Source organism: Serratia sp. BNK-10, assembly GCF_047456065.1.
GTDB classification, from domain to species: domain Bacteria; phylum Pseudomonadota; class Gammaproteobacteria; order Enterobacterales; family Enterobacteriaceae; genus Serratia; species Serratia ureilytica.
The window spans coordinates 1,694,032-1,718,054 of the sequence record NZ_CP179894.1; the positions used below are offsets into that span (position 1 = coordinate 1,694,032).

The following is a 24,023-nucleotide window of genomic DNA, read 5'->3' on the forward strand; positions in this document are numbered from 1 at the left end:
CTGCGGTGCAGCGGCGGATTTTGCTACCATTAGCGCCAAGAGCCGGCGCCCTGGCGCCGGTTAACCCAGTGAAATAACAAGGAAACGTCATGGGCCGAACCCGTGTGACCGACAGCAGCCTGCGTCTGGCCGTCCTGCTGGCGATGTTGGTGATCATTTTGGCCGGGGTGAAAGCCGCCGCCGACATTGTGGTGCCGTTTTTGCTGGCGGTATTTCTCGCCATGGTGCTGAATCCGCTGGTGGCGATGCTGGAGCGTAAACGGGTGCCGCGTATCGTCGGGGTGACGCTGCTGGTGACGGCGGTGATCGTGGTCGTGATGCTGTTTATCGGCATGCTGGGGGCTTCGCTGAACGAGTTCGCCCGTTCGCTGCCGCAGTACCGCGGCATGATGATCGAGAAGCTGCGCGAGCTGCAGCATTACGCCGGCCGTTTCAATATCAGCCTTTCCAGCGAAGCGATGCTGCAGTATGTCGATCCCAGCGCGGCGATGAATCTGGTCACCCGCATGCTGGGGCACCTGTCTGGCGCCATGACCAACGTCTTCCTACTGCTGATGACCGTGGTGTTTATGCTGTTCGAAGTGCAGTTGCTGCCTTACAAACTGCAGCAGGCGCTGGATAAGCCGAACGAGGGGCTCGCCGCGATGCGGCGGGCGTTGGATGGCGTGACGCGCTATCTGGTGATTAAAACCATCATCAGCCTGGCCACCGGGGTAATCGTCTGGATCTTCCTGGCGGCGGTCGGCGTGCGTTTTGCCTTTATCTGGGGGCTGCTGGCATTTCTGCTTAACTACATTCCCAACATTGGCTCGGTATTGGCCGCCATTCCGCCGCTGATTCAGGCGCTGTTGTTCAACGGATTGGGTGATGCGCTGGTGGTGGCGGGCGGCTTTATCGCTGTCAACATGGTGATCGGCAATATCCTCGAACCGCGCGTGATGGGACGCGGGCTGGGGCTGTCGACGCTGGTGGTGTTCCTGTCGCTGATCTTTTGGGGCTGGCTGCTCGGCCCGGTGGGCATGTTGCTGTCGGTGCCGCTGACGATCGTGGCGCGCATCGCGCTGGAGACTACCGAGGGCGGCTATCGGCTGGCGGTTATCCTGGGGGACGGCCGCCCGCCGCGCCAGCCTCCGGCGGCGCCGGAGTGAGGTAATTTCTTGTGGCCACGTTGAGCCGTGCGTTATTAATGAATTTTGAATAAGCCACCCAACGGTGGCTTAACGCTTCTACTGCTAATGCATACTGTGAACATTGGCCATTCAGTAAATACTACAGCCACTTAGACCACCTTACATAGGCGACACAAACGACAATGGCCCAGATGAGGGTGAGATAAAAACCAGTCTTTGGAAACACTGAAACGAGAATAACCCCGCCGACAATAATGAGTACGATAGGGATTAGGTAAGCGAACGAGTTACCCAGCCATTCAATCAACCACTTCATTTTGTGAGGATCTTGTTCATCAGGAAAATGATTTCCTCTTCATTATTAGATCCTGAATTAGTTAGGTAGATGATTTTTTTCATTTCTGGCTCGATCATAAAGTACAGCAATTCTAGGTTTTCTTTGTAGAGAGCAGAGTAATAGTTAGGATCTGAAAATTGAAGTTTTCTTGCAGAAATGGCGGCTGTTTGCATTTTTCCATAGAAACTTAAAACGCTTACGGCAACTAAACTACTTTTATTGATGATGTTAATATGTGATTCTTTGAAGTCGTGGGATTCAGTAATTAGTTTTGCGATCGTATACGCAACTGACAATTTAGAAAACTTTTCTGATGCATGGTTAGCAAGTTTTTCAGTGATAGCTTGCATAATTTTATGCTGACCTGGGGCACTGATCCTACTAAGCTTAATATTAAAATAGATTTCCACCATATCCAGTACTACGTCTTTTCGCTGGTACACCTGCCGAATTGATAACAACATGCGGGTATCTTCTTGCCTCAACTGCTTACATACGTCTTTGTAGTCATCAAACAGACAGGAACCATACCAACTTGCTCGCTCGGCACCAGACCTAAAACTCTGTACAGTACTGGTAGTGTCTTTCTTGAGTTGTCCAAGGGACCTCTCAATACTTAGGGCAATGGCTCGGTCTGCCTGCATCTTTAACTTGAGATAGGACATGCGTTATCATTTCCTTTGATGTAGAATCCATTAGGCGATTATATATTGAACAGTAAATAATGCAAGGATGACCAATGAAGAGAGTAATTGCATATATAGTATTGACTCTGATCTACTTTGTCGTACTGGCTGAAGTGGTTTTCAGGCGTCTATCAGAGGATACGTACTTAAAGGTGGCGAAGATCTCAAACCCACTAGGTTTAATGAGCTCATCGTTTGACTCTCTAATTGTCATGCTCATTTTATTATCGATCGTTATTTCTTGGGTAACGATGCGTCTTATCTCAAAGCGTAGAGATTGATAGCTTAATAATGTCCGGCGCCCTAATAAAAGGGTATCTCAGGACTAATGAATTAGTATTACCGGAAAAATTACCTTTTCCTCCATTGCATTTTATTTATTGGGAACCCCGTTGAATAATAGTTCATCCACCGCAATCGTCTCCGATGTCGTCGGCGTAAGGAATATTTTGCCATTCACGCCGGGCTGGGCGGCGTGGTGCAGCGCCGCTGCGTACTGACGCAAAGGATAAATCGCGGCGGGTGGGCGCAGCGCCAGCTGGCCGCGTCGCAGCAGCAGGAATAACTGATAAAACGCCGTCTGCCACTGCGCCGGCGCCGCCTGTGCGTTCCATTTGCGCAAGTGGAACAGCGAAGCGCGCAGCTTTAACTCGTCCACCACGCGCCGCCAGTCTACCTGGCGGCCGCTCAGCAGGCCCAGCGCCACAAAATCGCCGCCGGTGCGGACCGCCCGTGCCAGCTGCAATCCGTCTTCTCCGCCAATGCAATCGATGGCCGCACGGGCGCCAAAATTCGTCATTTCCGCCAGCTGCGGCGCTTCGATAACGCGCCAGGCGCCGGCGGCCAGCAACGCCTGGCGATGAGCGGCATTGCGCACCACGACCGCCAGACGAATGCCGCGCAGCGCCGTCAGCTGCGCCAGCAGCTGGCTGACAGCGGAGCCGCCGCCGTTGAGCAGCAGTACGTCGCCGGCGCTGAGCGGCAGCCATTGGGTCAACAGCACCCAGCAGGTGAGCGGGTTGATATAGATTTGCGCTGCGCAGGCGTCGTCGATGTCGTCCGGCACCCAGACCACCCGATCTTCAGGCAGCGTGACGAACGTTTGCCAACTGCCGTTACCCGCTACTGCCAGCGCGCGGCGGCCCGTTGAATGCCCATTCTGCGGATTGACGACGACGCCCACGCCTTCATATCCCGGCACCTGAGGAAGGGCGATGCGGTGCGCGTATTGGCCGTGGATCGGGATCAGATCGGAAGGGTTGATCGGGGCATAGCGCATCTGCAATAACCGCTGTCCGGGGCGCAGCAGCGGTCTGCTCGTCTGCTGCAATTCCAGCACCTGGGCGGGATCGCCGAAGCGGTTGAAGCTCAATCGGGGAAATAACGGCGGCATGGCTTACATGACGAAGAAGAAATAGACATCCAACGCCAGCAGCACCAGCCACAGACAAAGGTACAGCACCAGATGCTCACGCACATTGTTGACGATAGCCGCCAGTATTCGGTTTAACATTTCAGCCGCCTGAAGAGAAGGACCCTTGATTATAGTCCTTTTCTCGGCGTCATTTATAGCGCGCCGCGCGTGAGTGGCGGGAAAGTGGCGATAAAAAAGCCTGCGTTATCGCAGGCTTGAGGTTACACGGCCAACAGTGCCAGCGGCGTTGAATTCGCCGGCGTGCTTGGCGGGTAGAAATAGCGCAGCACGTTATACAGCGAGTAAAACTCCAGCCGGTTGCGCGCGTTAATCTTTTCCGTGATGTGACGCTTGTGCACATAGACCGTATGGGAGCTGATCTGCAGTTTTTTCGCAATGCGGTAGTTAGGCATCTCTGCCATCCAATACTTCATTACCGTCAGCTCCTGCGGGCTGAACAGGGAACGCTCTTCGCCGTCATCGGCCAGCGCCAGCGGATTCTCGCGCAGCGTGCGTAAGGTGAGCGGCAGAATGCTTTTATTGAACAGAAAAGCGTTATCGGCGATGCGCATTGGCGCTTCGCTGTAAGGGTAAGGTGTGTCGAGATAGATAAACAGCAAGGCGGACTGGCTGGCTTCCATAAAGGCCTGCAGTTGCGCGTCCGCTTCGTTATAGCGGCATTGGTTGCTGAGGTTCACCAGAATGTGGCTCGGCTGAAAGCTGGCCAACAGCGATGTAGCGTATTCAATGCTGTGGCAGCACTTGATCGTCGTGATCCCACTATCAGCAAAGTAGCTGGCTATACCGACCCGGGTGAAGCAGCATTCGTCCACGACAAGTAGTTTCATGGTGACGTCCTTGTTGAAAGCCGATGGAGCATATCTTCTGTAAAATAGGACTTACACTGCAAGTGTTCAATTCGGAAATTCAACTGCTGAATATAAGAAATTTCCGTTATCAGGATTTTTACTTGGTATTTAAAAGAGTTAGCAGGTTAACAAATTGTAACCGCCAAATTTCGCTGTCCAGTGCCTGAGGGGGACTTGGACAGCGAAATCCTTCGCTCAGCTAAATCGTTTCAGACCAAAGCTTGAGACGTCAACCGGCGGCGCTTTGTCCTGCGCGAACAGCGCGGCGATCTCGCCCAGAGCGCTGGCGAACTTGAAGCCGTGGCCGCTCAATCCGCTGATGACCATCAGGCGATCGCAATCCGGCAGGGTATCGATAATAAAGTCTTCGTCGGGGCTCATATCATAGCTGCAGGCTTCACCGTGTAAACATACGCCTACACCCGGCAAAAATTGCCGCAGGAAGGAGAAAACTTCCGTGCCGTCGCTGGCGTAGCTGCCGAAGGGTTTGCGCTGCTCGGGGGCATCCATCGGCTGGCCGCCGTCATGTTTGCCCACTTTCAGGCCGTCGTTATCCGCCGGAAAACCGTAATAGTGCGTGCCGTCTTGCGCTTCGACGGTAAAGGCCGGGAAACGATTGTTCACGCTGTAGCGGCCATCTGCCTGATGCCAGGAGAAGACTTTGCGCAGTGGCGCGATCGGCAGTTGCGGCAACAGCGCTTTGACCCAGGTGCCGGCGGTGATCACCGCTTTTCGCGCCGTGAAACGCCCTTCGCCGGTGATGACCTCAACGCCGCCATCGATGGGTTCTACCGCGTTGACCGGGCAGTTGAACAGCTGGCTGCAGCCGGCTTCTTTCGCCAGCTTGATCAGGCTGGTTATCGCCAGCTCGGCACGCAGGAACCCCGCGTCAGGCTCGAATACGCCGACATAACCTTCCGGTGCTCGGAATTCCGGCCAGCGCTGATTGATCTGTTCGGCGCTGAGGGTTTGCGCGTTCAGGCGGAATTTTTGCGCGCTGAGCTGCGCATTGCGAATGAATTCGGAGTGCTGTGGCCCCAGGTTGAGCACGCCGCACGACTGGAACAGTTCCTCGCCGGATTGTTGAATCAGCGCATTCCACAGCGCCTGCGCGCGCAGCACCAGCGGCACGTACTTTTCGCCTTCGCCGTAAGCGTGACGGATAATGCGGGTATCGCCGTGATGGCTGCCGTTTCGGTGCGGAGGGATAGCGCTGTCGATCATCAGCACTTTCAAGCCGGCTCGCGTGGCATAATAGCCTGCCGCCGCGCCGACGGAACCGCTGCCCACCACAATCAAATCATATTCCACGTGCCAACCCTCTCTGATAGCGATTTCTTATGCCCCCATGATAAAAGGTTGGCGGACGCAATGCACTGATTGAACGGCGAAAGGCGAAGAAAAGGCGCCGGGAAAGGTCGCGGCGCCTTAGGGGGTAGGAGACGATGAATCAATGTTTTCTGCGATCAAGATCCTGGTAATCCGTAGCTTCAATCTTGGCGATGCCGGCCTCTAAGATATTGATTAATTGACGGGCGACATCTGTGGTCAGCCAAAGCGTTCGGTCTACTTGGGCTTCTTCGGGCGTTTGGTCTAGTGAAGACAGGTAATGAAGGCGTATCATCATGGCGTCGTAAACGTCGACAGTACTGATATCCCAACCGACAAGCGGGTGCGTCTGAATTACTTCATCATTTCTGTCCATAAAGACCCCTTATTGAGTAGTAACTACCGTGAGTGACTAACGAGGATCAATGCGGCTCATCATCATGAGAGCAATTACAGTATACGCATCCGCTTTCATCGGTGGAGGGGTTGTCACCTAAAATTGCAAAATAAATATTTATTTGAACAATTATTCTACAAATTCGGGTGCGAACGCGCGATGAGTAAAGCCTGTGGCGTTATTCCGCGCCGCCGGTGGGTGGGGCGGAGCCGTGCAGACATTTTTCCAGTTCTTCTGCCAAGTGCGCGAAATGTTTCTGCGTTTCGGTGTCGCGATTCTGGCTTTGCGATTCCAGCCTCAGGCTGTGGATCAGCCGTTGGTTGGCTTTGTCATCCAGGCTGAAGGCCAGGTAAGAGAAGGCCACTTCCAGTACGTTCAAGCGTCTTTTTTGATCGGCAATCAGGGCCAGCAATTCGCCAAACGTCATTGCGTCTTCGGATTTCACCTTGTCCGGGGCCATGCTTACTCCTTTGCGTTAAATACAGCGCTGAGGCGGATTTGGTTCCAGAGTAAGGGTAAGCGATGAATGGGCAGGGCGCCAGAAACAAAAAAGCCGGAGAGCGACCCCCGGCAAAAACAGCATTGCAGTGTTATTCTGCGCTGAACCATTCGTCCGCGCTTTCCCAGGTTTCCTGAAGGATTTTCTCAATCAGATCCCGGTCGGTTTTGGCGCCCCCCAGCACGGAAAGCCCGTTGGCGCCGGCATAACGGACGTGCACGACGGCGCCTGGAAACTGGCGATTGACCCGCTTGCCCAGCTCGCCGGTCAGCGCCTCAATGGCGCCCGACGGCAGCGGCCGGGTTTTATCTATAGTGACTTCAACACGCATAATTGCCCCCGAAGCGATTTACTGTTTATTTATACAGTTAACCGTAAGCGAGGGCAAGAGGGCGAAGCAAAAATATCAGCCTTTCAGCGACCAGTTCAGGGTTTCGCCGGCCAGGAATGGGATCACGGATTCATTGCCCAGGGCGATCTCTTCCGGCTGGGTGGTCGGCACGCGCTGCAGTTCGATGAAGTCTTCGTTGAGCGGCAGGCCATAGAAGCGTGGGCCGTTGAGCGAGCAGAAGGCCTCGAAGTGCTCCAGCGCGCCGAGCTGTTCGAAGACGGCAGCGTAAGCCGGGATTGCATTCGGCGCATTGAAGCAGCCGGCGCAGCCGCAGCTGGACTCTTTGCGATGCTTGAGGTGCGGCGCCGAGTCGGTGCCGAGGAAGAAACGGTCCGAGCCGCTGGCCACCGCCTGACGCAGCGCTTCCTGATGGACGTTGCGCTTGAGGATCGGCAGGCAGAACAGGTGTGGGCGAATGCCGCCGACCAGCATGTGGTTGCGGTTGAACATCAGGTGCTGCGGGGTGATGGTGGCGCCGAGGAAACGGTTGCCTGCCTGCACGTACTGCGCCGCTTCTTTGGTGGTGATGTGTTCGAAGACGATTTTCAGTTCCGGGAAGTGACGGCGGATAGGCTCCATCACCTGTTCGATAAAGCGCGCCTCGCGGTCGAAAATATCGACGGCAGGATCGGTCACTTCACCGTGGATCAGCAGCGGCATGCCGATTTTTTGCATTTGCTCGAACAGCGGGTAAATGCCGGTCACGTCGCTGACGCCGTGGCTGGAGTTGGTGGTGGCGTTGGCCGGATACAGCTTGGCGGCGGTAAACACCCCTTGCTCGAAACCGCTGACCAGTTCACTGGCCGCCAGAGAGTTGGTCAGGTAACAGGTCATCAGCGGAGTGAAGTTGTGACCCTGCGGCACCGCCGCCAGAATCCGATCGCGGTAGGCGCGTGCGGCGGCCACGGTCGTCACGGGCGGAACCAGGTTCGGCATCACGATCGCCCGGCCAAATACCTGGCTGGTATAGGGCACCACCGTTTTCAGCATCTCATCGTCACGCAGGTGGATATGCCAGTCGTCTGGGCGGCGGATTTTCAGAACTTGAGGTTGTGCGGTCATCTAGCTAGGCTCCGGCGGTCAAATACGTCTAATGAAAAGCGAATAATGGGTTTATTCACGCCGGGGTGTAAGGATAAGCGGAAAGTGCCGCAGATGCATCTGTTTGTTGGCGACAAGTTGAAATCAACGGCGCAGCAGGCGCATAGTGACAAGGATTTCAACGATGCCGACGCCAATACCGTCGACTTTCATCAAGTGGAAAGGGAGAAAACAATGGAAGTACGCGTTATCGCCACCCTGCAAGCGAAAGCGGGATTTGAGGCCGCAGTCAGTGAAGCGGTGCACGACATTCTCGAGCCGAGCCGCCAGGAGCTGGGCAACCTGCAATATGATTTGCATCGCGATCTGGAAAAGCCGGGCACCTTCGTGTTCTTTGAGCGTTGGGCCAGCAGCGAAGCGCTGGATAAGCATAATGAGACGGCGCATTTTCAGCAGTTCGTCAGTCGACTTGACGGCAAGTTGGATGTTCTGGACATCAAAAAACTGAAAAAGATCGCCTGAGCTTTTTGCAGGCAAGAAAAAACCCGCCGTCGGCGGGTTTTTTTAGGTGTGCAGATTAACTTATTCGTTAACCGGCTGCGGCTTGGTGGCCGGCGCGGTGGCCTGGCTCACTGCCGAGTGACCACCGGCTGAACCTTTGCCTTCAAAGTTGAAGGAAGGGCGCTGCCAGTCGCTGTGCTTGCGTTCTTCCGGTACGTAGGCCGGCGCAGGCGCTTTGGTCATCGGCGCAGTGGCGATGTGTTTGTACAGCGCGTCCTGCACGGCTTTCACCGGCGCCGGCTGCTGAGCAACCGCAGGCTCGGCGGCCGTTGGTTCCGGCGCTTTTTCTACCGGAGCGGCTGCCGCTGCAGGTGCGGCTTCTACCACTGGCGCTTCTTCCGCCGGCGCGGCTTCTACCGGTGCAGTTTCGACCACAGGCTCGTCTTCCGCTGGCTTAGCTTCAACCACTGGCTCTGCCGCTACGGTTTCAGCTACCGGCTGAGCTTCCACTGCAGGGGCAGTCTCTTCCGCTTTCGGTTCTTCAATCGCAACCGTTGCCGGGGCGGTTTCCACAGGCGCCGGGGTTTCCTCGGCCGGGGTGGCAACAACCGGCGCTACGACTGCCGCTTCTTCCGTTACGGTGACGGCGGCAGTTTCAACGGCGGCTTCTGGTGCCGGTTCGTTGACGCTGGCCGCGGCCTGAGTTTCTTCCACGGCAACGCTGTGCTGTTCAACCGCTGCGGCGACAACCGGCGCCTGCTCTACGGCTTCGGTTTGCACTTCGGCATCTTCAACCTGAGCGACCGGGTAGCTTACCCAGACTTTGCCTGATGCCATTTCCGGGGAAGCGAATGCGCCCACCAACGGCATTGGGGATTGCAGTGGGTAACGCTCGTCGCGGTAACGACGGCGACGCTGGCCGCTGACGCGCAGGTGACGCGGTGAACGACGGGAACGACGCGGCATGCCTTCGCCGTTGCCGCGGTTTTCGCCCTGGGCATCGTCTTCCGCCTGAGCGGCAACGGTTTCCGGCAGCAGCTTCACGCTGTCGTCGGCGGTTGGCTGCGCATCTTCGGCTTTCGCTACCGGCGCTTTCGGCGCCAACAGCTCTTCCGCTGCGCGCTGCAGCTCTTCTTCCGCGGACAGGATGCGCACTTTCTGCGTCAGAGGGCGGCGCTGACGGCGCTGCATGTTCTGCTGCTGGCGTTCTTCCTGCTCTTCGTCGGTGCTCTCGACCGCGTCAACGCTTTCCAGCGCTTTCACTTCCTGCTGAGCCTGACGTTTCTCTTCCTGACGACGACGCTGGCGTTCAGCACGCTGTTCACGGCGCTGCTGCTGATCTTCGCGCGGCGCTTTAGCGCTTTCTTCCGAGGCAGTTTCCTCCGCTACCGGCGCGTTCTGCTGCTGGTTGCGGCGGTTACGGCGCTGCTCATCGCGGGATTCACGCGATTCACGGCCTTCACGGTTCTCACGCGGTTCACGGTTGTCGCGTTCGCGATTGTCACGGCCTTCACCGCGCTCTTTACGTTCGCCGCGTTCCGGACGATCGCCACGGTCGCTACGCTCACCGCGCTCTTTACGGCCGGTGCCTTGACGGCGCTGACCGCGACGATCCTGACGACGGTTTTCACCGTTGCCTTCCGCCTTCGGCGTTTCGGCCGGTTTGGCTTCTTCGACGGCAGGTTGTTCTTCACCGGCGAACAGGCTCTTCAAACCACCGAACAGGCGGCCCAGGAAGCCCGGCTTGGCGGCGGCCGGCGCTGCGGCTTTAGCCTTGGCGGCTGCAGCGACAGGTTTGGCAACGGCGACGGGTTCTTCAGCCGGCGGCGGCACATCGGCGGACAGGGAGAAGGAAGCCAGGGCCGGTTGCTCCGGACGCTTGCGTTCCATCGGCGCATCTTCCAGCGGACGCTCCATGTCTTCTTCGTGCAGTTTCGGCAGCAGGTAGCTGAGGGTAGAGGTTTCCTCGCCCTTGCGTACGCGCAGCACCGAGTAGTGCGGGGTTTGCATTTCATCGTTCGGCACGATGACGGCTTTCACGCCACCCTGACGTTTTTCGATCGCGCTGACGGATTCACGCTTTTCGTTCAGCAGGTACGAAGCGACCTGAACCGGTACGATAGCGTGAACTTCTTTGGTGTTTTCCTTCAGCGCTTCTTCTTCGATCAGGCGCAGGATGGACAGCGCCAGCGATTCGTTGTCGCGGATGGTGCCGGTGCCGTTACAGCGTGGGCACACGTGGTGGCTGGATTCACCCAGCGACGGGCTGAGGCGCTGACGCGACATTTCCAGCAGGCCGAAACGGGAGATGCGGCCGATTTGGATGCGCGCGCGGTCTTGACGCACGGCGTCGCGCAAGCGGTTTTCCACTTCGCGCTGGTGGCGTACCGGCGTCATGTCGATGAAGTCGATGACGATCAGGCCGCCGAGATCGCGCAGGCGCAGCTGGCGAGCGATTTCGTCCGCCGCTTCCAGGTTGGTGTTGAACGCCGTCTCTTCGATGTCGCCGCCGCGGGTTGCGCGTGCGGAGTTGATGTCGATGGCGGTCAGCGCTTCGGTGCTGTCGATGACGATCGAGCCGCCGGACGGCAGGCGCACTTCGCGCTGGAAGGCGGATTCGATCTGCGATTCGATCTGATAGTGGCTGAACAGAGGAATTTCACCGCTGTACAGTTTGATTTTGCTGCTGAAATCCGGGCGGCCCAGCGCGGCGATGTGCTCTTTGGCAAGATCGAGAATTTTCGGGTTGTCGATCAGGATTTCGCCGATGTCCGGGCGCAGGTAATCGCGGAAGGCGCGCACGATAACGTTGCTTTCCTGGTGGATCAGGAACGGCGCAGGGCGGCCTTCGGCGGCTTTTTTGATCGCTTCCCAGTGCTTCAGGCGGAAGGAGAGATCCCACTGCAGCGCGTCGGCGGATTTGCCTACGCCCGCGGTGCGAACGATCAGGCCCATGCCGTCCGGCAGTTGCAGCGAAGAGAGCGCTTCTTTCAGCTCGGTGCGATCGTCACCCTCGATGCGGCGAGAAATACCGCCGGCGCGCGGGTTGTTCGGCATCAGCACCAGATAGCTGCCCGCCAGGCTGATGAAGGTGGTCAAGGCGGCGCCTTTGTTGCCACGTTCTTCTTTATCTACCTGAACGATGACTTCCTGGCCTTCGCGCAGCACATCTTTGATGTTCGGGCGGCCATGGGAAGAGTAATTGCTAGGGAAGTATTCGCGGGCGATTTCTTTAAGAGGGAGGAAACCATGTCGTTCTGCGCCGTAGTCCACGAACGCTGCTTCAAGACTTGGTTCAATGCGGGTGATTTTGCCTTTGTAAATATTCGCTTTTTTCTGCTCATGACCCGGACTTTCGATATCCAAATCATACAGCCGCTGTCCATCTACGAGGGCAACACGCAACTCTTCCTGCTGAGTTGCGTTAATCAACATTCTTTTCATCTTAACTTACTCGTTATTTTTACATTATCGACAAAGCTGCGGGCAAAATAACCTCATGGCCGGAGTTAAACCGAAAGCCCCGTGTCTTCTCGCAAAGCCGTCAACCTCACGGTTGTCGCCTGCATAGGGGCGCATTATCTCGGTAAGCCTGCTTTTCTTTGTGAAAGACAGCACTTTTACTAGGGGAATAGCCTCTGATTTACGTCGACAGATCTGATTCCATTTGCCGGCCAAGCTGCAACCCGCAGCCCGCTAATTGTTTGATTTCGCATTACGTCTTACGCCATTGCTGCGTTTTTGCGCGATCAGACAAATTTTATAATTCCACCGTTTTCCCTGTTTAACGAGAATCAACGCGGAAAGTGACTGCATTATTCCACTGCTGATGCCGTTATAGCAAGGTGACTTTTCCTTAACTGCGGAAGAAATCGCAAACGTTCAAATCGGCTTGCTGCCTTATTGTCCGCTGGGGTTTCGCCCGCCGTCAGAGAGACAGTTAAGCACAGAAAAAGATGTGGCGCTATTCACGCGCTCTATTTAGAATCCCGCACCATGAAAACGAACAATCTAGCAGTACAATTCATCACGATTTCCGACGACGAAGCCGGTCAGAGAATCGACAACTTTCTGCTCGCTCGCCTGAAAGGCGTGCCGAAGAGCATGATTTATCGCATCGTGCGCAAAGGCGAGGTGCGGGTTAATAAAGGGCGCATCAAGGTCGAATACAAATTGGCGGCCGGCGACGTGGTGCGCGTGCCGCCGGTGCGCGTGGCCGAGCGCGAAGAGGCGCCGGTGTCGGCGAAGCTGGATAAGGTGGCGGCGCTGGCCGACTGCATTCTGTATGAAGATGACCACCTGCTGATCCTCAACAAGCCTTCCGGCACCGCGGTGCACGGCGGCAGCGGCCTGAGCTTCGGCGTGATTGAAGGGCTGCGGGCGCTGCGCCCTGAGGCCCGTTTCCTGGAGCTGGTGCATCGGCTCGATCGCGATACCTCCGGCGTGTTGTTGGTTGCCAAGAAGCGTTCCGCGCTGCGTTCGCTGCATGAGCAACTGCGGCTGAAGGGCATGCAGAAGGATTATCTGGCGCTGGTGCGCGGCCAGTGGCAGTCCCACTGCAAGGCCGTACAGGCGCCGCTGCTGAAAAACATTCTGCAAAGCGGCGAACGTATCGTGCGCGTCAACAGCGAAGGCAAGCCTTCGGAAACCCGCTTCAAGGTGGAAGAGCGTTACGAATTCGCCACCCTGGTGAAGGCCAGCCCAATCACCGGGCGTACCCACCAGATCCGCGTGCACACCCTGCATGCCGGGCATCCGATCGCCTTTGACGATCGCTACGGCGACCGCGAGTTCGATCGTCAACTGGCGGGTACCGGCCTGAAGCGTCTGTTCCTGCACGCCGCGGCGCTGCGCTTCGAGCATCCGGCCACCGGCGAAACGATGCGTATCGAAGCGCCGATGGACGAAGAACTGCGTCATTGCCTGCAAGTGCTGCGCCGACAGGCCGCCAAATAATCCGCGTCACACCAGCGGGTTGATGCCTTCAGCCCGCAACATCTCCAACAGCGCGATCAACGGCAGGCCGACCAGGGCGTTCGGATCCCGGCCTTCCAGCCTGTCGAACAACGCGATCCCCAACCCCTCGCTTTTGAAACTGCCCGCGCAGTTCAGCGGTTGCTCCAGACGCACATAGGCGGCGATCTCCGCTTCGCTCAGCGCGCGAAAATGCACGTGGAAAGGCTCGCACAGGGCCTGCAGCTGCTTGCTGCGGCCGTTGTACAGCGCCAGGCCAGTATAGAAGGTCACGGCTTGGCCGCTTGCCTGGCGCAGCTGCGCGCGGGCGTTTTCCTCGGTATGGGGCTTGCCGGTGATGCTGCCATCGATCACGCAGACCTGATCGGAACCGATGATCAGATGCTCGGGGTAGGCGAGGGCCAGCGCCTGAGCCTTCGCTGCCGCCAGGCGCAGCACCAGCGCTTCCGCGCCTTCGCCCGGCAGCGGGGTTTCATCCACCTCCGGCGCGGCGCAGTCGAACGGCAGCTGCAGTTTCTCCAGCAGCATTTTTCGATAGGGGGAGGTGGAGGCTAAAAGCAATCTCTGCATAATTTTTTTCGCAAACCGTAGCGTAAATGGGTACGGCATTTTAAACTGTCGGCCGCTGTGGAAGCGAATATTGGTGAAAGGAGCCGTTTTACGGCCTTTTTCTTTGACTCTATGTCGTTACAAAGTTAATATGCGCGCCCTATGCAAAAGGTAAAATTACCCTTGACCATTGATGCGGTACGTACCGCTCAGAAACGCCTGGACTATGCTGGTGTCTATGCGCCTGAGCAGGTTACTCGTGTTGCCGACTCCGTGGTCAGTGTGGACAGTGATGTTGAGGTGTCGTTGTCGTTTAATATCGACAATCAACGCCTCGCGGTGATAACAGGGCATGCGGACGTCACGGTAACGTTGATGTGCCAACGCTGTGGAGTCCCGTTCGAACATCAGGTTCACACAACATATTGTTTTAGCCCGGTCGTCAATGATGAGCAGGCTGAGGCATTACCGGAAGCGTACGAACCGATCGAAGTTGACGAGTTTGGCGAAGTCGATCTGTTGGCAATGATTGAAGACGAAATTATTCTTTCACTGCCTGTCGTTCCGGTACATGAATCTGAACACTGTGAAGTGTCCGAAGCGGACATGGTATTTGGCCAACTGCCTCCCGAGGCGGAGAAACCGAATCCGTTTGCCGTATTAGCCAGTTTAAAGCGTAAGTAATTGAGGAGTAAGGTCCATGGCCGTACAACAGAATAAACCAACCCGTTCCAAGCGTGGCATGCGTCGTTCTCACGATGCTCTGACCACGACTACTCTGTCTGTAGACAAAGTATCCGGTGAAACTCACCGTCGTCACCACATCACTGCCGACGGTTTCTACCGCGGTCGCAAGGTTATCGGCTAAGTAGCGATACCTTGACTCGTCTAACCCTGGCGTTAGATGCAATGGGCGGGGACTTCGGTCCCTGCGTCACAGTGCCTGCTTCGTTGCAGGCACTGGCCTCTAATTTACAGCTTCATCTCTTGCTGGTCGGTAATCCCGACGTCATCTCCCCTTTGCTTGCCCACGCCGATCCGGTTCTTCTGGAGCGTCTGCAAGTCGTGCCCGCCGAGTCTGTGATCGCCGGCGACGCCAAACCCTCACAAGCGATACGCGCCAGCCGCGGCACGTCGATGCGCATTGCGCTCGAACAGCTTAGCAGCGGCAACGCGCAGGGCTGCGTCAGCGCCGGCAATACCGGCGCGCTGATGGGATTGGCGAAGCTGTTGGTCAAGCCGTTGGAGGGCATTGAGCGCCCGGCGCTGATGACGGTGATCCCGAACCAGCAGCGCAGCAAAACCGTGGTGCTGGATCTGGGCGCCAACGTCGAATGCGACAGCACCATGCTGGTGCAGTTTGCCGTGATGGGCGCGGTGATGGCGGAAGAGGTGATCGGCATTGCGCAACCGCGGGTGGCGCTGCTGAATATCGGCGAAGAAGAGACCAAAGGCCTGGATAATATCCGCGAAGCGGCCGCTGTGCTAAAAAATACTCCGGCAATCAACTATATTGGTTACCTGGAAGGAAACGAACTGCTCACCGGCAAGACCGATGTGTTGGTCTGCGACGGCTTCGTGGGCAACGTCACGCTGAAAACCATGGAAGGGGTGGTCAGGGTGTTCTTATCGCTGCTGAAATCGTCCGGCGATGGAAACAAGCGAGCCTGGTGGCTGAAATTGTTGGGCCGTTGGTTGCAAAAACGGGTGGTCAAGCGGTTCGGCCACCTGAACCCCGACCAGTATAATGGCGCATGTCTGTTAGGATTGCGCAGCACCGTAGTCAAGAGCCACGGCGCTGCGAACCCTCACGCGTTTGCAGTCGCAATCGAACAGGCTGTGCAGGCGGTGCAGCGGCAAGTCCCGGAAAGGATTGCTGCGCGCCTTGAGGCTGTATTACCTAAGAGTGACTGATCGTACATGTATACAAAGATTCTCGGTACGGGGAGTTATTTGCCCGTACAAGTGCGCACCAATGCTGATTTGGAAAAAATGGTGGATACCTCTGACGAGTGGATCGTCACGCGTACCGGTATTCGCGAACGTCGCATCGCCGCTGCGGATGAAACCGTCGCGACGATGAGCTTCCAGGCCGCTGAGAAAGCGCTGGAAATGGCAGGTGTGGCTAAAGAAGACATTGGGCTTATCGTCGTGGCGACCACCACGACGACTCACGCGTTCCCGAGTGCGGCGTGCCTGGTGCAGCAAATGTTGGGCATCAAAGACTGCGCGGCGTTCGATCTGGCTGCGGCTTGCGCCGGCTTTACTTATGCGCTCAGCGTGGCCGATCAGTACGTGAAAAACGGCGCGGTCAAACATGCGCTGGTTATCGGCGCGGACGTCTTGTCGCGCACGCTGGATCCTGAAGATCGCGGCACCATCATTCTGTTTGGTGATGGTGCAGGGGCGGTGGTGCTGGGGGCTTCTGAAGAGCAGGGCATTCTGTCTACCCACCTGCATGCCGACGGCAGCTACGGCAGCCTGCTGACGCTGCCTTACAAGGATCGTCAGAATCAAGACAAGCCGGCCTATGTCACCATGGCGGGCAATGAAGTCTTCAAGGTTGCGGTCACCGAACTGGCGCGCATCGTCGATGAGACGTTGCAGGCCAACAACATGGACCGCAGCGAGCTGGATTGGCTGGTGCCGCACCAGGCCAACCTGCGCATCATCAGCGCAACGGCGAAAAAACTGGGCATGGGGATGGACAAAGTGGTGGTGACGCTCGATCGTCACGGCAACACCTCTGCCGCCTCGGTGCCTTCCGCACTGGACGAAGCCGTGCGAGACGGGCGAATTCAGCGTGGCCAGCTGGTGCTGCTGGAAGCCTTCGGCGGCGGCTTTACCTGGGGCTCGGCGCTGGTTCGTTTCTGATTTGAACAGGAATAAAAAATGACGCAATTTGCTTTTGTTTTCCCGGGCCAGGGGTCGCAGGCCGTTGGCATGCTGGCCGAATTGGCCGCACAGTTCCCGATCGTCGAAGAGACTTTCGGCGAGGCCTCTTCCGCGCTGGGTTACGATCTGTGGCAGCTGGTGCAGCAAGGCCCGGCGGAAGAGCTGAACAAGACCTGGCAGACCCAACCGGCACTGCTGGCGGCTTCCGTGGCGATTTTCCGCGTGTGGCAGCAGCAGGGCGGTAAAGCGCCCGCATTGATGGCGGGCCACAGCCTGGGCGAATACTCGGCGCTGGTCTGCGCCGGCGTGCTCGACTTCAAGGCGGCGATCCGCCTGGTCGAGCTGCGCGGCAAGCTGATGCAGGAAGCGGTGCCGGAAGGCACCGGCGCTATGTACGCCATCATCGGCCTGGACAACGACGCGATCGCCAAGGCGTGCGAAGAGTCCGCGCAGGGACAGGTGGTTTCTCCGGTCAACTTCAACTCGCCGGGCCAGGTGGTTATCGCCGGCAATAAAGAAGCGGTTGAACGTGCAGGCGCCGCCTGTAAAGCGGCGGGCGCCAAACGTGCGCTGCCGCTGCCGGTGAGCGTGCCTTCGCACTGCGCGCTGATGAAACCGGCCGCCGACAAGTTGGCCGTGGCTCTGCAGGACATCACCTTCAACGCGCCGCAGGTGCCGGTGGTGAACAACGTCGACGTACGCACCGAAAACGATCCTGAAGCGATCCGCAGTGCGCTGGTGCGTCAGCTGTACAGCCCGGTGCGTTGGACCGAGAGCGTTGAATTTATCGCAGCACAGGGAGTGACGTCGCTGCTGGAAGTGGGGCCGGGCAAAGTGCTGACCGGTCTCACTAAACGTATTGTTGACACCCTGACGGCTGCGGCGGTGAACGACACCGCCAGCCTGTCGGCGGCGCTTGAACAATAAAGAGGAAAATGATGAGCTTCGAAGGTAAAATCGTTCTGGTCACCGGCGCGAGCCGCGGTATTGGCCGAGCTATTGCAGAAACGTTTGTGGCCCGCGGCGCCAAAGTGATCGGCACCGCGACCAGCGAGAGCGGCGCTGAAGCGATCAGCGGCTACCTGGGCGCAAACGGCAAAGGGTTTATGTTGAACGTTGTTGATGCGCAATCTATCGACAGCGTGCTGGCATCGATTCGCGCCGAATTTGGCGAAATCGACATTTTAGTGAATAATGCCGGCATTACGCGTGATAACCTGCTGATGCGTATGAAGGATGATGAGTGGGAGGATATCCTCGACACTAACCTGACTTCCGTATTCCGCCTGTCAAAAGCGGTAATGCGCGCTATGATGAAAAAGCGGTTTGGCCGTATCATCACCATCGGTTCCGTTGTCGGCACCATGGGGAACGCAGGGCAGGCGAACTACGCGGCGGCTAAAGCCGGTCTGATTGGTTTTAGCAAATCTTTGGCACGTGAAGTTGCTTCTCGTGGCATTACGGTCAACGTCGTGGCACCTGGCTTTATTGAGACGGACATGACACGGGCGTTGACAGATGATCAACGCGCAGGCATTTTGTCATCAGTTCCAGCCAACCGGCTGGGCGATGCTAAAGAAATCGCCAGCGCTGTTGCATTTTTGGCCTCTGATGAGGCCGGCTATATCACCGGTGAAACGTTACATGTCAATGGCGGCATGTACATGATTTAAAAAATGTGAAAACCATTTGCGTTATTTGAGGCAAAAACCGCAAAATAGCGTAAAATCGTGGTTTGACCAGCCGGGATTTAGTTGCATCTTTTTCAGCATTTTATACACTACGAAAACCATCGCGAAAGCGAGTTTTGATAGGAAATTTAAGAGTATGAGCACTATCGAAGAACGCGTTAAGAAAATCATTGTTGAGCAACTGGGTGTTAAACAGGAAGAAGTTTTGAACAACGCTTCTTTCGTTGAAGATCTGGGCGCTGATTCTCTTGACACCGTTGAGCTGGTAATGGCACTGGAAGAAGAATTCGACACCGAGATTCCAGACGAAGAAGCTGAGAAGATCACTACTGTTCAGGCAGCTATTGATTTCATCAACGCTAGCCAGCAGTAAGAGAACATATCTAGGCGGTCGTTCGACCGCCTAAGTTTTTTCTATCCCTAGTGTCATATTTTTCCCTCCCTGGAGGACAAACGTGTCTAAGCGTCGAGTAGTTGTGACCGGACTGGGCATGTTGTCTCCTGTCGGCAATACGGTAGAGTCCACGTGGAACGCTCTTCTTGCCGGTCAGAGTGGCATCAGCCTGATCGACCATTTCGATACCACTGCCTATGCGACCAAGTTTGCTGGCCTGGTAAAGAATTTTAATTCTGAGGATTTCATCTCTCGCAAAGATGCGCGCAAGATGGACGCCTTTATCCAGTACGGTATCGCTGCCGGCATGCAAGCCATGCAGGATGCAGGTCTGGACATCACCGAGGCTAACGCCAGCCGCATTGGAGCCGCGATCGGTTCCGGCATCGGCGGCCTGGGTTTGATTGAAGAAAACCACAGTTCACTGGTTAACGGTGGCCCACGGAAAATCAGTCCGTTCTTCGTGCCTTCCACCATTGTGAATATGATTGCAGGTCACCTGACAATCATGTACGGCATGCGTGGCCCAAGCATTTCCATCGCCACCGCCTGTACTTCAGGTGTACACAACATCGGCCATGCCGCGCGTATCATTGCTTACAATGATGCGGATGTGATGCTGGCCGGTGGGGCAGAGAAAGCCAGCACCCCATTGGGCGTCGGCGGCTTTGGCGCAGCGCGCGCCCTGTCCACCCGTAATGACAACCCGCAGGCGGCGAGCCGTCCGTGGGATAAAGACCGCGACGGCTTCGTGCTGGGCGACGGCGCCGGCATGATGGTGCTGGAAGAGTACGAACACGCGAAAAAACGCGGCGCGAAAATCTACGCCGAAGTGGTTGGCTTTGGGATGAGCAGCGATGCTTATCACATGACGTCACCACCGGAAAACGGCGCTGGCGCTGCGTTGGCGATGGAAAATGCCCTGCTTGACGCCGGTGTGACCCCGTCACAAATCGGTTACATCAACGCACACGGCACCTCTACGCCGGCGGGTGACCAGGCGGAAGCGCAGGCGGTGAAATCCGTGTTCGGCGCTGATGCCCAGCGCGTGCTGGTGAGCTCGACCAAATCGATGACCGGCCACCTGTTGGGTGCGGCGGGCGCGATCGAGTCCATCTTTACCGTGCTGGCGCTGCGCGATCAGGCGGTACCGCCGACCATCAACCTGGATAACCCGGATGAAGGTTGCGATCTGGACTTCGTGCCTCACGAAGCGCGCCAGGTCAGCGATATGGAGTACACCCTGTGTAACTCCTTCGGCTTCGGCGGCACCAACGGCTCGCTGATCTTCCGCCGAGTGTAACTCGCGCGGTTATTCGCTGATGAAAAGCCCGGTTTTTTGACCGGGCTTTTTTACGCCTGGCGTCCGGCCGTCAGCAGGGCTGCGTATTGCCTCGCCGCCTGCTATTCTGCGAGCGTAATGAAATTACCCGGCGACAGGAGGAAGCATGTACTGGATTAACGGACAACGCCACGATGCGCTGGCGCCGAGCGATCGTGGTCTGCAGTTCGGCGACGGCTGCTTTACTACCGCCCGGGTTATCGACGGTAAAATCGAGCTGCTGCCCTGGCATCTGGAGCGGCTGCAACAGGCGGCCCAACGGCTGATGCTGCCCGCCACCGATTGGCCGGCTTTCGAGCGCGAGATGGCGCAGGCGGCAGAATCAATTTCGCTCGGCGTGGTCAAAGCGATACTGACGCGCGGCAGCGGTGGACGAGGCTACAGCCCGACGGGGTGCGAAAACCCGACGCGCATCGTCGCCCGCAGCAGCTACCCTGCGCACTATTTGCAGTGGCGCGAGCAGGGCATCACACTTGCGCTCAGCCCGGTGGCGCTGGCGCGCAATCCGCTGCTGGCGGGTTTGAAGCATTTGAACCGCCTGGAGCAGGTGCTGATCCGCGCGCATCTTGACCAGACGGCCGCCGACGAGGCGCTGGTGCTTGACACTGCCGGTATGCTGGTGGAATGCTGTGCGGCTAATTTGTTCTGGCGTAAGGGAAAAGCGGTGTTTACCCCGGATCTGAGCCAGGCGGGCGTCGCGGGCCTGATGCGGCGACGAGTGATCGCGCTGCTGGCGGGATCGGAATACCGTCTGCACTGCGTCAGCGAGCCTCTGGAGACGCTGGCCGATGCCGACGAAGTCCTGGTGAGCAACGCGCTGATGCCGCTGCTGCCGGTAAACGTTGCTCAATCATGGCGTTATCATTCGCGCCAGCTGTATGATTTTTTGCGTCCACACTGTTAACCATGGCTGATTGATGAAGAAAAGAAAGCTGAAGGTCCTGTCTGTTATTGTTGTTCTGGCATTGGCGCTGCTGTTTTGGGGCTACCAGAAGATCGAACGCTTTGCCGATACGCCGCTGGCTATCCAGCAAGAGACTATCTTCAAACTGCCTGCCGGCACCGGCCGGGTGGCGCTGGAAGGGTTACTGGTACGCGATAAACTGGTGCGCAGCGGCCGCTGGTTCCAGTGGCTGCTGAAACTGGAACCGGAGCTGGCGGAGTTCAAGGCCGGAACCTACCGGTTCACGCCGGGCATGACGGTGCGCCAGATGCTGAAACTGTTGGCCAGCGGCAAAGAGGCGCAGTTCACCGCGCGCTTTATCGAAGGCTCACGCCTGCGTGACTGGCAGCAGGTGCTCCAGCAGTCCAAATACCTGAAACACACTCTGGCGGGCAAAAGCGACGCGGAGATCGCCGCCGCGCTCGGCATTGCTGCAGGAGAAACCCCTGAAGGGCGGCTGTACCCGGATACCTACCAGTATGCCGCCGGCATGAGCGACATCGCGCTGCTCAAACGCGCCCACGTCCGCATGAACAAAGCGCTGCAGGCCGCCTGGGACGGCCGCGACACCAGTCTGCCGTACAAAACGCCGGAAGAGTTGCTGACCATGGCATCGATCGTCGAGAAAGAGACCGCGGTGCCGGAAGAGCGCAGCAAGGTGGCGTCGGTGTTCGTCAATCGCTTGCGCATCGGCATGCGTCTGCAGACCGATCCGACGGTGATCTATGGCATGGGCGAAAGCTATAATGGCAACATCACGCGCAAGGATCTGGAGACGCCGACGCCTTACAACACCTATGTGATCGCCGGCCTGCCGCCAACGCCGATCGCCATGCCGGGCGAGGCCTCGTTGCAGGCGGCCGCCAATCCGGCTAAAACGCCTTATCTCTATTTTGTCGCCGACGGCAAGGGTGGGCATACCTTCACCACCAATCTGGCGAGCCATAACCAGGCGGTGCGCGTGTACCGTCAGGCGTTAAAGGAAAAGAATGAAAAGTAAATTCGTTGTAATCGAAGGGCTGGAAGGCGCGGGCAAAACCACCGCGCGCGACACGGTAGTCAATGTGCTGCGTGAACATGGCATCAACGACATCGTCTTCACCCGTGAACCCGGCGGCACGCCGTTGGCGGAGAAGCTGCGCGACCTGTTCAAGCGCGGCATCGACGGCGAATTGCCGACCATCAAGGCCGAAGTCTTGATGCTGTACGCTGCGCGCGTGCAGTTGGTGGAAACCGTGATCAAACCCGCCCTGGCGCGCGGCGCCTGGGTGGTGGGCGATCGCCACGATCTCTCTTCACAAGCCTATCAGGGCGGCGGCCGTGGCGTGGATCCGCAGCTGATGACCTCGCTGCGCGACACCGTGCTGGGGGATTTCCGCCCGGATCTGACGGTCTATCTCGATCTGCCGCCGCTGGTCGGCCTGCAACGCGCGCAGGCGCGCGGTCAGTTGGATCGCATCGAGCAGGAGGCGCTGCCGTTCTTCGAACGCACCCGCGCTCGCTATCTCGAACTGGCGGCGCAGGACGAAACGATCGTCACCGTCGACGCCGCCCAGCCGCTGGAGCAGGTGACTGCGGCGATCCGCGACTGCGTCAGCCACTGGCTGCGGCAGCAGGAAGGCGCATAATGAACTGGTACCCGTGGCTGAATGGCCCTTATCGCCAGCTGATTGGGCAGTACGCCGACGGCCGTGGCCATCATGCGCTGCTGCTGCATGCGGCGGCGGGCAATGGTGACGATGCGTTGGCCTACGGCCTGAGCCGTTGGTTGATCTGCCAACAGCGCAACGGCGAAAAAAGCTGCGGCGAGTGCCACAGCTGCCGGTTGATGCTGGCGGGCAATCACCCGGATTATCACGTGTTGGCGCCGGAAAAGGGCAAGAGCAGCCTGGGCATCGAACCCATCCGCCAGGTGATTGAAACGCTGTACGCCCACGCGCAACAGGGCGGCGCCAAGGTGATTTGGCTGCCGCAGGCGGAACAGCTGACCGAGGCGGCGGCCAACGCGCTGTTGAAAACGCTGGAAGAGCCGCCGGAGAAAACCTATTTTCTGTTGGGTTGCCGTGAGCCGTCGCGGCTGATGGCGACGCTGCGCAGCCGCTGCCTGTACTGGCATTTGGCCAGCCCGGATGAGCAGCTCAGCCTGCAGTGGTTGGGCCGGCAGGCGGCGGGCTCTCAGACAGACCGAGTCACGGCGCTGCGCCTGCACGACGGCGCGCCCCTGGCCGCCGAACAGCTGTTGCAACCGCAGCAGTGGCAACAGCGCGGCGCCCTGTGCGCTGCATTGAGCGCCGCGCTGCCGCAACGCGATATGCTGTCGCTGTTGCCGGTGCTAAACCATGAAGACGTCGCCGAACGCCTGCATTGGCTGTGCGCGTTATTGGTGGACGCAATGAAGTGGCAACAGGGCGCGCATCACTATGTATTGAATCAGGATCAGCAGCCGCTGGTGCATCAGCTGGCCAGCCTGCTGAGCAGCGCTTCGCTGCAACAGATTGTGCAGCAGTGGCTGAACTGCCGTCACCAGCTGCTCAGCGTAGTGGGCGTCAACCGCGAGCTGCTGCTGACCGAACAGTTACTTCGCTGGGAACAGATGCTTGGCGCCGCCGGCTATTCCCAACCTCATTCGCTGTAAAGTAAA

26 protein-coding genes are annotated in these 24,023 nt (G+C 57.7%); 15 read left to right on the forward strand and 11 right to left on the reverse strand.

Features of this window, described 5'->3' with window-relative positions; translation table 11 throughout:
- Positions 1–89: 89 nt before the first annotated feature.
- The gene (locus ACMGG9_RS08210) at positions 90–1,148 is read left to right on the forward strand and encodes an AI-2E family transporter (RefSeq protein ID WP_042784187.1); all 1,059 of its coding nucleotides are present in this window, start codon (positions 90–92) and stop codon (positions 1,146–1,148) included.
- A 294-nt stretch (positions 1,149–1,442) separates the two neighbouring features.
- Here the strand turns inward: ACMGG9_RS08210 and ACMGG9_RS08215 are convergent, their stop codons facing one another.
- The 9 genes from ACMGG9_RS08215 to pyrC all read right to left on the reverse strand — a co-directional run bounded on the left by ACMGG9_RS08215 (position 1,443) and on the right by pyrC (position 8,114).
- Positions 1,443–2,132 carry a hypothetical protein gene (locus ACMGG9_RS08215; protein WP_042784188.1) on the reverse strand — a complete coding sequence of 230 codons (690 nt, stop codon included), beginning with the start codon at positions 2,130–2,132 and terminating at the stop codon, positions 1,443–1,445.
- Between the two features lie 394 nt (positions 2,133–2,526).
- The gene (locus ACMGG9_RS08220) at positions 2,527–3,546 is read right to left on the reverse strand and encodes a zinc-dependent alcohol dehydrogenase family protein (protein WP_414162061.1); all 1,020 of its coding nucleotides are present in this window, start codon (positions 3,544–3,546) and stop codon (positions 2,527–2,529) included.
- Between the two features lie 3 nt (positions 3,547–3,549).
- A complete protein-coding gene (locus tag ACMGG9_RS08225) occupies positions 3,550–3,666 on the reverse strand; it encodes a DUF2770 family protein (protein ID WP_004927822.1) in 117 nt (38 codons plus the stop codon).
- Between the two features lie 122 nt (positions 3,667–3,788).
- Positions 3,789–4,415: a LuxR C-terminal-related transcriptional regulator gene (locus ACMGG9_RS08230; protein ID WP_033642674.1), complete on the reverse strand. Its 627-nt coding sequence runs from the start codon at positions 4,413–4,415 to the stop codon at positions 3,789–3,791.
- Between the two features lie 216 nt (positions 4,416–4,631).
- A complete protein-coding gene (solA, locus tag ACMGG9_RS08235) occupies positions 4,632–5,747 on the reverse strand; it encodes an N-methyl-L-tryptophan oxidase (RefSeq protein WP_047026296.1) in 1,116 nt (371 codons plus the stop codon).
- Positions 5,748–5,886: 139 nt separating this feature from the next.
- Positions 5,887–6,141 (reverse strand): biofilm formation regulator BssS, encoded by a 255-nt coding sequence (gene bssS, locus ACMGG9_RS08240; protein ID WP_004927812.1) that lies wholly within the window; start codon positions 6,139–6,141, stop codon positions 5,887–5,889.
- Positions 6,142–6,340: 199 nt separating this feature from the next.
- Positions 6,341–6,622, reverse strand: a complete 282-nt coding sequence (locus ACMGG9_RS08245) for a hypothetical protein (RefSeq protein ID WP_033642676.1) — start codon at positions 6,620–6,622, stop codon at positions 6,341–6,343.
- A 130-nt stretch (positions 6,623–6,752) separates the two neighbouring features.
- Complete coding sequence (dinI, locus tag ACMGG9_RS08250; RefSeq protein WP_414162062.1) at positions 6,753–6,992, reverse strand: DNA damage-inducible protein I; 240 nt, start codon at positions 6,990–6,992, stop codon at positions 6,753–6,755.
- 75 nt (positions 6,993–7,067) lie between these two features.
- On the reverse strand, positions 7,068–8,114 hold the full coding sequence (gene pyrC / locus ACMGG9_RS08255; protein WP_047026294.1) for a dihydroorotase: 1,047 nt from the start codon (positions 8,112–8,114) through the stop codon (positions 7,068–7,070).
- A gap of 213 nt (positions 8,115–8,327) precedes the next feature.
- On the opposite strand from pyrC, the gene ACMGG9_RS08260 reads away from it, so the two are divergent.
- Positions 8,328–8,615, forward strand: coding sequence for a putative quinol monooxygenase (locus ACMGG9_RS08260; protein WP_025302406.1), 288 nt, complete (start codon positions 8,328–8,330; stop codon positions 8,613–8,615).
- A 60-nt stretch (positions 8,616–8,675) separates the two neighbouring features.
- Here the strand turns inward: ACMGG9_RS08260 and rne are convergent, their stop codons facing one another.
- Entirely contained in the window at positions 8,676–12,038 is a 3,363-nt protein-coding gene (gene rne, locus ACMGG9_RS08265; RefSeq protein ID WP_414162063.1) for a ribonuclease E, read from the reverse strand.
- A gap of 552 nt (positions 12,039–12,590) precedes the next feature.
- Between rne and rluC the strand changes: the two genes are divergently transcribed.
- A complete protein-coding gene (gene rluC / locus ACMGG9_RS08270) occupies positions 12,591–13,550 on the forward strand; it encodes a 23S rRNA pseudouridine(955/2504/2580) synthase RluC (RefSeq protein ID WP_414162064.1) in 960 nt (319 codons plus the stop codon).
- Positions 13,551–13,556: 6 nt separating this feature from the next.
- On the opposite strand, the gene ACMGG9_RS08275 is transcribed toward rluC, so the two are convergent.
- Positions 13,557–14,138 carry a Maf family protein gene (locus ACMGG9_RS08275; protein WP_033650741.1) on the reverse strand — a complete coding sequence of 194 codons (582 nt, stop codon included), beginning with the start codon at positions 14,136–14,138 and terminating at the stop codon, positions 13,557–13,559.
- Positions 14,139–14,279: 141 nt separating this feature from the next.
- Between ACMGG9_RS08275 and yceD the strand changes: the two genes are divergently transcribed.
- From yceD to holB, 12 genes are all read left to right on the forward strand, one after another.
- A complete protein-coding gene (gene yceD, locus ACMGG9_RS08280) occupies positions 14,280–14,801 on the forward strand; it encodes a 23S rRNA accumulation protein YceD (RefSeq protein WP_004927780.1) in 522 nt (173 codons plus the stop codon).
- A 16-nt stretch (positions 14,802–14,817) separates the two neighbouring features.
- Entirely contained in the window at positions 14,818–14,985 is a 168-nt protein-coding gene (gene rpmF / locus ACMGG9_RS08285) for a 50S ribosomal protein L32 (protein WP_004927778.1), read from the forward strand.
- Between the two features lie 11 nt (positions 14,986–14,996).
- The gene (gene plsX, locus ACMGG9_RS08290; RefSeq protein ID WP_025159946.1) at positions 14,997–16,031 is read left to right on the forward strand and encodes a phosphate acyltransferase PlsX; all 1,035 of its coding nucleotides are present in this window, start codon (positions 14,997–14,999) and stop codon (positions 16,029–16,031) included.
- Between the two features lie 6 nt (positions 16,032–16,037).
- The gene (locus tag ACMGG9_RS08295; protein ID WP_033642683.1) at positions 16,038–16,991 is read left to right on the forward strand and encodes a beta-ketoacyl-ACP synthase III; all 954 of its coding nucleotides are present in this window, start codon (positions 16,038–16,040) and stop codon (positions 16,989–16,991) included.
- 18 nt (positions 16,992–17,009) lie between these two features.
- The gene (gene fabD / locus ACMGG9_RS08300; protein WP_033650742.1) at positions 17,010–17,939 is read left to right on the forward strand and encodes an ACP S-malonyltransferase; all 930 of its coding nucleotides are present in this window, start codon (positions 17,010–17,012) and stop codon (positions 17,937–17,939) included.
- 11 nt (positions 17,940–17,950) lie between these two features.
- Positions 17,951–18,685, forward strand: a complete 735-nt coding sequence (gene fabG / locus ACMGG9_RS08305; RefSeq protein WP_004928729.1) for a 3-oxoacyl-ACP reductase FabG — start codon at positions 17,951–17,953, stop codon at positions 18,683–18,685.
- Positions 18,686–18,839: 154 nt separating this feature from the next.
- A complete protein-coding gene (gene acpP / locus ACMGG9_RS08310) occupies positions 18,840–19,076 on the forward strand; it encodes an acyl carrier protein (RefSeq protein ID WP_004719003.1) in 237 nt (78 codons plus the stop codon).
- An 82-nt stretch (positions 19,077–19,158) separates the two neighbouring features.
- Positions 19,159–20,400: a beta-ketoacyl-ACP synthase II gene (gene fabF / locus ACMGG9_RS08315; protein ID WP_033642685.1), complete on the forward strand. Its 1,242-nt coding sequence runs from the start codon at positions 19,159–19,161 to the stop codon at positions 20,398–20,400.
- 145 nt (positions 20,401–20,545) lie between these two features.
- On the forward strand, positions 20,546–21,343 hold the full coding sequence (gene pabC, locus ACMGG9_RS08320; protein WP_033642686.1) for an aminodeoxychorismate lyase: 798 nt from the start codon (positions 20,546–20,548) through the stop codon (positions 21,341–21,343).
- Between the two features lie 13 nt (positions 21,344–21,356).
- Positions 21,357–22,382 (forward strand): endolytic transglycosylase MltG, encoded by a 1,026-nt coding sequence (mltG, locus tag ACMGG9_RS08325; protein WP_414162065.1) that lies wholly within the window; start codon positions 21,357–21,359, stop codon positions 22,380–22,382.
- Entirely contained in the window at positions 22,372–23,010 is a 639-nt protein-coding gene (gene tmk / locus ACMGG9_RS08330) for a dTMP kinase (protein WP_044031477.1), read from the forward strand. Before mltG ends, tmk begins: the two co-directional genes overlap by 11 nt.
- On the forward strand, positions 23,010–24,017 hold the full coding sequence (holB, locus tag ACMGG9_RS08335) for a DNA polymerase III subunit delta' (RefSeq protein WP_033650744.1): 1,008 nt from the start codon (positions 23,010–23,012) through the stop codon (positions 24,015–24,017). Before tmk ends, holB begins: the two co-directional genes overlap by 1 nt.
- The last annotated feature ends 6 nt before the right edge of the window (positions 24,018–24,023 follow it).

What these genes read in the sequence shown, in the direction of transcription:
- yceD (WP_004927780.1), top strand. Translation starts at nt 14,280, where the DNA reads ATGCAAAAGGTAAAATTACCCTTGACCATTGATGCGGTACGTACCGCT.
- mltG (WP_414162065.1), top strand. Translation starts at nt 21,357, where the DNA reads ATGAAGAAAAGAAAGCTGAAGGTCCTGTCTGTTATTGTTGTTCTGGCA.
- fabD (WP_033650742.1), top strand. Translation starts at nt 17,010, where the DNA reads ATGACGCAATTTGCTTTTGTTTTCCCGGGCCAGGGGTCGCAGGCCGTT.
- fabG (WP_004928729.1), top strand. Translation starts at nt 17,951, where the DNA reads ATGAGCTTCGAAGGTAAAATCGTTCTGGTCACCGGCGCGAGCCGCGGT.
- pyrC (WP_047026294.1), bottom strand. Translation starts at nt 8,114, where the DNA reads ATGACCGCACAACCTCAAGTTCTGAAAATCCGCCGCCCAGACGACTGG.
- acpP (WP_004719003.1), top strand. Translation starts at nt 18,840, where the DNA reads ATGAGCACTATCGAAGAACGCGTTAAGAAAATCATTGTTGAGCAACTG.
- dinI (WP_414162062.1), bottom strand. Translation starts at nt 6,992, where the DNA reads ATGCGTGTTGAAGTCACTATAGATAAAACCCGGCCGCTGCCGTCGGGC.
- rpmF (WP_004927778.1), top strand. Translation starts at nt 14,818, where the DNA reads ATGGCCGTACAACAGAATAAACCAACCCGTTCCAAGCGTGGCATGCGT.
- tmk (WP_044031477.1), top strand. Translation starts at nt 22,372, where the DNA reads ATGAAAAGTAAATTCGTTGTAATCGAAGGGCTGGAAGGCGCGGGCAAA.
- ACMGG9_RS08220 (WP_414162061.1), bottom strand. Translation starts at nt 3,546, where the DNA reads ATGCCGCCGTTATTTCCCCGATTGAGCTTCAACCGCTTCGGCGATCCC.
- ACMGG9_RS08230 (WP_033642674.1), bottom strand. Translation starts at nt 4,415, where the DNA reads ATGAAACTACTTGTCGTGGACGAATGCTGCTTCACCCGGGTCGGTATA.
- ACMGG9_RS08245 (WP_033642676.1), bottom strand. Translation starts at nt 6,622, where the DNA reads ATGGCCCCGGACAAGGTGAAATCCGAAGACGCAATGACGTTTGGCGAA.
- bssS (WP_004927812.1), bottom strand. Translation starts at nt 6,141, where the DNA reads ATGGACAGAAATGATGAAGTAATTCAGACGCACCCGCTTGTCGGTTGG.
- holB (WP_033650744.1), top strand. Translation starts at nt 23,010, where the DNA reads ATGAACTGGTACCCGTGGCTGAATGGCCCTTATCGCCAGCTGATTGGG.
- ACMGG9_RS08225 (WP_004927822.1), bottom strand. Translation starts at nt 3,666, where the DNA reads ATGTTAAACCGAATACTGGCGGCTATCGTCAACAATGTGCGTGAGCAT.
- ACMGG9_RS08215 (WP_042784188.1), bottom strand. Translation starts at nt 2,132, where the DNA reads ATGTCCTATCTCAAGTTAAAGATGCAGGCAGACCGAGCCATTGCCCTA.
- ACMGG9_RS08210 (WP_042784187.1), top strand. Translation starts at nt 90, where the DNA reads ATGGGCCGAACCCGTGTGACCGACAGCAGCCTGCGTCTGGCCGTCCTG.
- ACMGG9_RS08295 (WP_033642683.1), top strand. Translation starts at nt 16,038, where the DNA reads ATGTATACAAAGATTCTCGGTACGGGGAGTTATTTGCCCGTACAAGTG.
- rne (WP_414162063.1), bottom strand. Translation starts at nt 12,038, where the DNA reads ATGAAAAGAATGTTGATTAACGCAACTCAGCAGGAAGAGTTGCGTGTT.
- ACMGG9_RS08275 (WP_033650741.1), bottom strand. Translation starts at nt 14,138, where the DNA reads ATGCAGAGATTGCTTTTAGCCTCCACCTCCCCCTATCGAAAAATGCTG.
- rluC (WP_414162064.1), top strand. Translation starts at nt 12,591, where the DNA reads ATGAAAACGAACAATCTAGCAGTACAATTCATCACGATTTCCGACGAC.
- pabC (WP_033642686.1), top strand. Translation starts at nt 20,546, where the DNA reads ATGTACTGGATTAACGGACAACGCCACGATGCGCTGGCGCCGAGCGAT.
- ACMGG9_RS08260 (WP_025302406.1), top strand. Translation starts at nt 8,328, where the DNA reads ATGGAAGTACGCGTTATCGCCACCCTGCAAGCGAAAGCGGGATTTGAG.